Raw genomic sequence first — 5,344 nt, forward strand, 5'->3', positions numbered from 1 at the left:
AACCAGGATGCCGGGAAGCAGGAACTGGATGTATGCGCTCGTCGAACCTGCGAGCGCGCCACCGAAGAGGTACGTGAACAACAGGGTGAACATGATGGGAAACATCGTGACGTCGAACAGTTGCTCGGGGACGTGCTTGATCTTCAGCAGTGCCCGCCAGCCGAACGAGAGCGAGGTTGACAGGGCATTCGGCTTCGGGGGACGCGATGCACCGCTGACGAGTACATCCGCGACCGCGGCAGTTGCAGCAGCTTCCTTGGTCAACGAGGTGGTCATGATGCTGTCTCCGTCTCGATGTTCGTTTCGTCTTGTGCGGTGTGCCCGGTCAGTGCGAGAAACACTTCGTCGAGGCTCGGTTGTCCGATGGCGAACGACGCCACGGCGATGCCCGCATCCTCGAATGCCGGAAGCGCGGCAGCCACCGAAGACGCCTGGTCCAGACGTGCCGACAGCGCTACCGGGTCGGCTTCTTCGGTGACCGATTCGGAGAGGAGTGTCCGAAGGATTGCGGCGGCGTCGGCACGCCTGCCCGGATCCACGACGCGCACGTGCAGCGATCCGGCACCGACGGACGCCTTCAGCTCGCCCGTGGTTCCTTCTGCGATGACCTTCCCTCGATCGATCACGGCGATTCGCCCGGCAAGCTGGTCTGCCTCGTCGAGGTACTGGGTCGTCAGGAGCACCGTCGTGCCGCCCGCGACGAGGGCGCGAACGATGTCCCACACCTGATTTCGACTTCGTGGATCGAGCCCGGTCGTCGGTTCGTCGAGAAAGATCAGTTCGGGTGTGACGATGATGCTCGCTGCAATGTCGATGCGACGGCGCATACCGCCGGAGTACGTCTTGACCTGACGGCCGCCGGCGTCGGCGATGCCGAACGCGCTCAGAAGCTCGTCGGCACGTGAGCGTGCCGACGGGCGGGAGTAGCCGTACAACCTGGCCAGAAGAACGAGGTTCTCGGTGCCGGTGAGGTCCTCGTCGAGCGAGGCGAACTGGCCGGTGAGCGAGACCTTGCTTCGAACTCGGTCGGCCTCGGTGACCACGTCGTGGCCGAGTACCCGCGCGGATCCGCCATCTATCGGGAGCAGTGTCGCGAGCATCCGGATGGTGGTGGTCTTGCCTGCTCCGTTCGGCCCGAGCACGCCGTATACACCACCACTCGGTACCGAGAGGTCTATTCCGTCCACTGCGATGTTGTCGCCGAACCGCTTGATCAGGCCCGATGTCTCGATGGCAGGCATGTGTCCCATTCCTCCAAGATTGTCCGAAGCGGACGCGAGGTGCAATTCATTTTCCCGTTCGGCCATCCGTTTCGCAGCGTGTACCGAATATGTTGTGCGGCGGGAAAACGCGGAGGTTTCGGTGTGAGAGCCACATGAGCACTACTCTCTTGATCAATGAACGTGATCAGAATCGAATCAGTTGGGATCTTGTTCCGGTGAGTGCCTCTCCGAATTCGGGCTCGCCGGACGAGGGAACGCCGGATTCAGAAGTCGACCCGTCGGTGTCCCTTGGTGCGGATGGCTCAGCATCGGACGGCGCAGCGTGCGCGGTTCCGAGCGCCCAATTGCGAAATCTGCGCGCGGACGAAGCCGAGAAGCTACGTCGGTTGATGGCTGCAGTCGCCTCCGGAGATCAGCGCGCTTTCGGTGAGTTGTACGACGCTACGAGCGCCCGTGTCTACGGAATGGTGCTTCGGGTACTGCGAGACCCCGGATACAGCGAGGAGACGACCCAGGAGGTCTTCCTTCAGATCTGGAGCTCGGCTCCGAACTACGACCCGAACCAGGGAAGTCCACTTGCCTGGATCATGACTCTGGCGCATCGTCGCGCCGTCGACCGTGTGCGGTCCGAACAATCCGGTACCGATCGTGAAGCCGCGTACGGGGCAATCAGCCATTCCCCCGAACACGACGAAGTGCTCGAGGCAGTGACGCAGCGACTCGAGTCCGACGCCGTGATCGCGTGTCTCGACACACTGACCGATACGCAACGCGAATCGGTACGAATGGCGTACTACAGCGGTTGGACCTACCGCGAGGTGGCGGAACGGCTCGGTGTGGCGGTGCCGACCATCAAATCGCGAATACGGGACGGATTGATCAAGTTGAAGACATGTCTGGGGGTGACACCCTCATGAGCGAGGCATCGCGACAGCGGTTGCTCGACGCCGCAGAGGTGTACGCCCTCGATGCTCTGAGCGCGGCCGAGGCCGCCGAGATCGAGCAGGATCTCGATTCGGTCGATTACACCTCTCGTGTCCAGTTCAACATCTCGGTCAGCGAGATTCGGGAAACGCTGGCACTGGTATCGGTCCTGGACGCCATCGAACCTTCGGACGAGCTGAAAGCTCGAGTGCTCGAAGGAATCCGGGGTACTACGCAGGTGACTCCACCGGCACCGTCCTCGTCCACCGTGTCGAGTCTGAAGAGACATCGTGATCGCCGAAGTAACCGATGGCGAACGATGATGATGGCTGCGGCGGCCGTGGTGGTCGTTGCGGTCGGCGGCGGCGTCGTCGCCAGTCAGGTCCTCGGCAACGATCCGGACCCCACCCAGGCCGAGCAGATCGCGGCGGCACCGGATGTCAGGACGACGACGGCCGATTTCCCGGGCGGCGGAACCGCAACCGTCTCCTACTCGCGGGAATCGGATTCGGTGGGCGTCAAGCTCGACGGCGTTCCCCAACCTTCGGCCGGCCAGGACTATCAGATGTGGTTCGTGGACGGTACGCCGAGATCGGTCGGCCTGGTGACTCCAGATCAGCTCGCCGGCGGTGACGGAACCGTCATCGACGGTATGGGGGCATCGACGAACTTTGCGTTCTCGCTCGAGCCGGCAGGTGGATCACCTCAGCCCACCGAGGTGCTGACCATGCTGACGCTGTCGGCTTAACGCCCGACGTCGAACTGCCCGAGGGATTTGATCGCGGTGTTCATCTGCATGTAGGCGCCCGTCGCCAAGGAAGTCAGCAACTGAAGCTTGACCTCGGGTGCGTTCGCGGTGAGCGACTCGAAGTCGTGCACCGATATCACCGCCACCGACAACGGCGTGTCGGCGCAGAAGTCGAGAATGAAACGCGTGTGCGCAAGCAGCGGCATCTCGCCGAAACTCATACCGGGCGACAACGTCGAAATGCGGTGACGAGACCCGCCTGGTGAGGTGAACGTCGAGGACACCTGTCCGGCGAGGACGAGGAACAAACCGGCCGCGGGTTGGCCACTTTCGACGACGACCTCGCCGCGGGCATAGCGTCGGATGGTCAGAACCGACGCGACTCGTGCGTACTGCTGCTCGGTCAACCCGCTGAGGACCGGATGTTGTTGTGGCTCGATTACTTCGGGTTGACGCGGGCCGACGCAGTAGCGGTCGAGGAGTAGCTCTTCCGCCCACTGGATCGCAGCCCCCAGATCGCCGAAGACGCGTCCGGCGACCGCGTCGGGATCGATGCTCGATGTGGTCTGCCCCATCACCGCTCGGGGGTCGACGAGCGAGGCCCGACATCCGCGGGCGGCCAGGTGACTGCGCAGACTGTCGAACATCGTCCGGGCGATCTCGCTGACCTCGTCCACACCACGGACATCGATGACAAGGGCATCGAGTTCCTCGTCGAGGTTGCCGATCTCGCGCACCGCCGTTTCGGCACCGGAGAACAACAAGTCCCCGTGCAGTTCGTACACACGTGCCCGGGCACCGAACTGGGCGAGCGCGGCCTGTTCGACGTCGCCCCGGCGTTTCCGCGACGGGGCCTCACCGACCGTGTACTTGCCTCGAATTGCCGATCTGGCGGCTCGGGTGACGTGCAGGAAGTGAAGTTCGAGCTTCTTGGAGAGCTCGCGACACGCCGCGACACCGCGGACGCTGTTCCCGTGTTGATCGAGCCGAGGTGAGTAGACCGCAATACCCATCTGTCCTGGAAGCACCGCGAGAACCCCGCCGCCCACTCCACTCTTCGCAGGCATTCCGACGCGGGCGACCCAATCGCCCGCACCGTCGTACATTCCGCACGTGGTCATCACGCTCAGCACCCGCTCCACGAGGGCAGGCGCCAGCGCGCGCTCCCTGGTCCGAGGGTTCGACCCGTTGTTGGCCATGGTTGCGGCCATCATCGCGAGGTCGGCTGCTGTCACGTCGATCGAGCACTGTCGGAAGTACAAATCCACTGCGGCGTCGGGATCGCTCTCGATGATGTCGAACGAGCGAAGCATGTATCCGATTGCCCTGTTGCGGTTTCCGGTCCGAGCTTCGGACTCGTAGACGGCGGTGTTGAACGTCAGTTCGCGGCCGGCATAGCGCGAGTAGGCCCGCCGAATGCGCTCGAATCGTGCTTCCGGCGACGGGCCGGCGACGAGGGAGGCCGACGTGATCGCGCCGGCATTGATCATGGGGTTACGAGGACGCTCGGTGATCGGATCGAGGCTGATTTCGTTGAACGGCTCGCCGGACGGCTCGATGTCGATTTTCTGGGCGACGGCGATTTCGCCACGATCGGCGAGCGCAAGCCCGTAGGTGAACGGCTTGGAAATCGACTGAATGGTGAACGGAACTGCGGTGTCGCCGACTTGGTAGACGTACCCGTCGCTCGTTGCGAGCGCTATGCCGAAGCCGTCGGGTGTGACGTCCGCCAACTCGGGGATGTAGTCGGCAACGCTCCCGGACTTGTCGCCCTGACAGGCGTCGAACACGTGCTTAAGGATCTGATCCACGACGGTCGTCATGAGGGAACACTATGCTTCGACCTCGGGTTTCACACGAAGTCGTCGCGCACGGGAGTCGAGTCAGCGGAACGACCTTTCCACCGTGAACCCAGTTGTTGGGGCTGGCAGCGTCTTCACAGTATTGTCGATCGGAAGGCCCCCCGATCAGCTGTCCCGGCACCCACCTACGACAGACTACGTAGACTGTGGGGATCGAGAAGTTCGTGTCGATCGGCACAACTGCACGCAAGAAGATTTCCGGCCGGAGGGAGCGATCTCGTTGGGTGTTCTAGCTCGCGTTCAGACGCCCGAGGACCTGCGCCGTCTGGCACCGTCCGAGGTAGTGGATCTCGCTGAAGAGATTCGCGAGTTTCTGGTGGAGACCGTGTCCGCGACAGGTGGGCACCTCGGTCCCAACTTGGGCGTCGTCGAAGTGACGTTGGCGGTCCATCGCATCTTCGAGTCGCCTCGCGACCCGATCATCTGGGACACCGGCCACCAGGCGTACGTGCACAAGATGATCACCGGTCGCACGGGTGCGTTCGACTCCCTCCGGAAGCAGGGCGGACTTTCCGGCTACCCGTCTCGCGCCGAGAGCGAGCACGACTGGGTCGAGTCCTCGCACGCGTCGGCCTCGTTGTCGTATG

At 63.2% G+C, this 5,344-nt stretch carries 5 protein-coding genes and 1 pseudogene; 3 read left to right on the forward strand and 3 right to left on the reverse strand.

Annotation, left to right across the window (positions count from 1 at the left end; genetic code table 11):
* Positions 1 to 276: pseudogene (locus tag A2J03_RS16460) on the reverse strand (ABC transporter permease); the annotation flags it as partial.
* Positions 273 to 1,250: an ATP-binding cassette domain-containing protein gene (locus tag A2J03_RS16465; RefSeq protein ID WP_068375941.1), complete on the reverse strand. Its 978-nt coding sequence runs from the start codon at positions 1,248 to 1,250 to the stop codon at positions 273 to 275. The pseudogene A2J03_RS16460 and the gene A2J03_RS16465, both read right to left, overlap by 4 nt.
* A 125-nt stretch (positions 1,251 to 1,375) precedes the next feature.
* On the opposite strand from A2J03_RS16465, the gene A2J03_RS16470 reads away from it, so the two are divergent.
* Both A2J03_RS16470 and A2J03_RS16475 read left to right on the forward strand, forming a co-directional pair.
* Complete coding sequence (locus A2J03_RS16470) at positions 1,376 to 2,140, forward strand: sigma-70 family RNA polymerase sigma factor (RefSeq protein WP_068375934.1); 765 nt, start codon at positions 1,376 to 1,378, stop codon at positions 2,138 to 2,140.
* Positions 2,137 to 2,895: an anti-sigma factor gene (locus A2J03_RS16475; protein WP_068375936.1), complete on the forward strand. Its 759-nt coding sequence runs from the start codon at positions 2,137 to 2,139 to the stop codon at positions 2,893 to 2,895. Before A2J03_RS16470 ends, A2J03_RS16475 begins: the two co-directional genes overlap by 4 nt.
* Here A2J03_RS16475 and glsA read toward each other — a convergent pair.
* Positions 2,892 to 4,718, reverse strand: coding sequence for a glutaminase A (gene glsA / locus A2J03_RS16480; protein WP_068375939.1), 1,827 nt, complete (start codon positions 4,716 to 4,718; stop codon positions 2,892 to 2,894). The genes A2J03_RS16475 and glsA overlap by 4 nt on opposite strands.
* 259 nt (positions 4,719 to 4,977) lie before the next feature.
* Between glsA and A2J03_RS30025 the strand changes: the two genes are divergently transcribed.
* Positions 4,978 to 5,344, forward strand: a 367-nt coding sequence (locus tag A2J03_RS30025) for a 1-deoxy-D-xylulose-5-phosphate synthase N-terminal domain-containing protein (RefSeq protein WP_331712380.1), incomplete at its 3' end; no start/stop codon positions are given.

It is taken from the genome of Rhodococcus sp. EPR-157 (assembly GCF_001647195.1).
Classification (GTDB): domain Bacteria; phylum Actinomycetota; class Actinomycetes; order Mycobacteriales; family Mycobacteriaceae; genus Rhodococcoides.

Excerpts from the sequence above, each read along its gene's own strand:
- A2J03_RS16475 (WP_068375936.1), top strand. The coding sequence starts at position 2,137 with ATGAGCGAGGCATCGCGACAGCGGTTGCTCGACGCCGCAGAGGTGTAC.
- glsA (WP_068375939.1), bottom strand. The coding sequence starts at position 4,718 with ATGACGACCGTCGTGGATCAGATCCTTAAGCACGTGTTCGACGCCTGT.
- A2J03_RS16465 (WP_068375941.1), bottom strand. The coding sequence starts at position 1,250 with ATGGGACACATGCCTGCCATCGAGACATCGGGCCTGATCAAGCGGTTC.
- A2J03_RS16470 (WP_068375934.1), top strand. The coding sequence starts at position 1,376 with ATGAGCACTACTCTCTTGATCAATGAACGTGATCAGAATCGAATCAGT.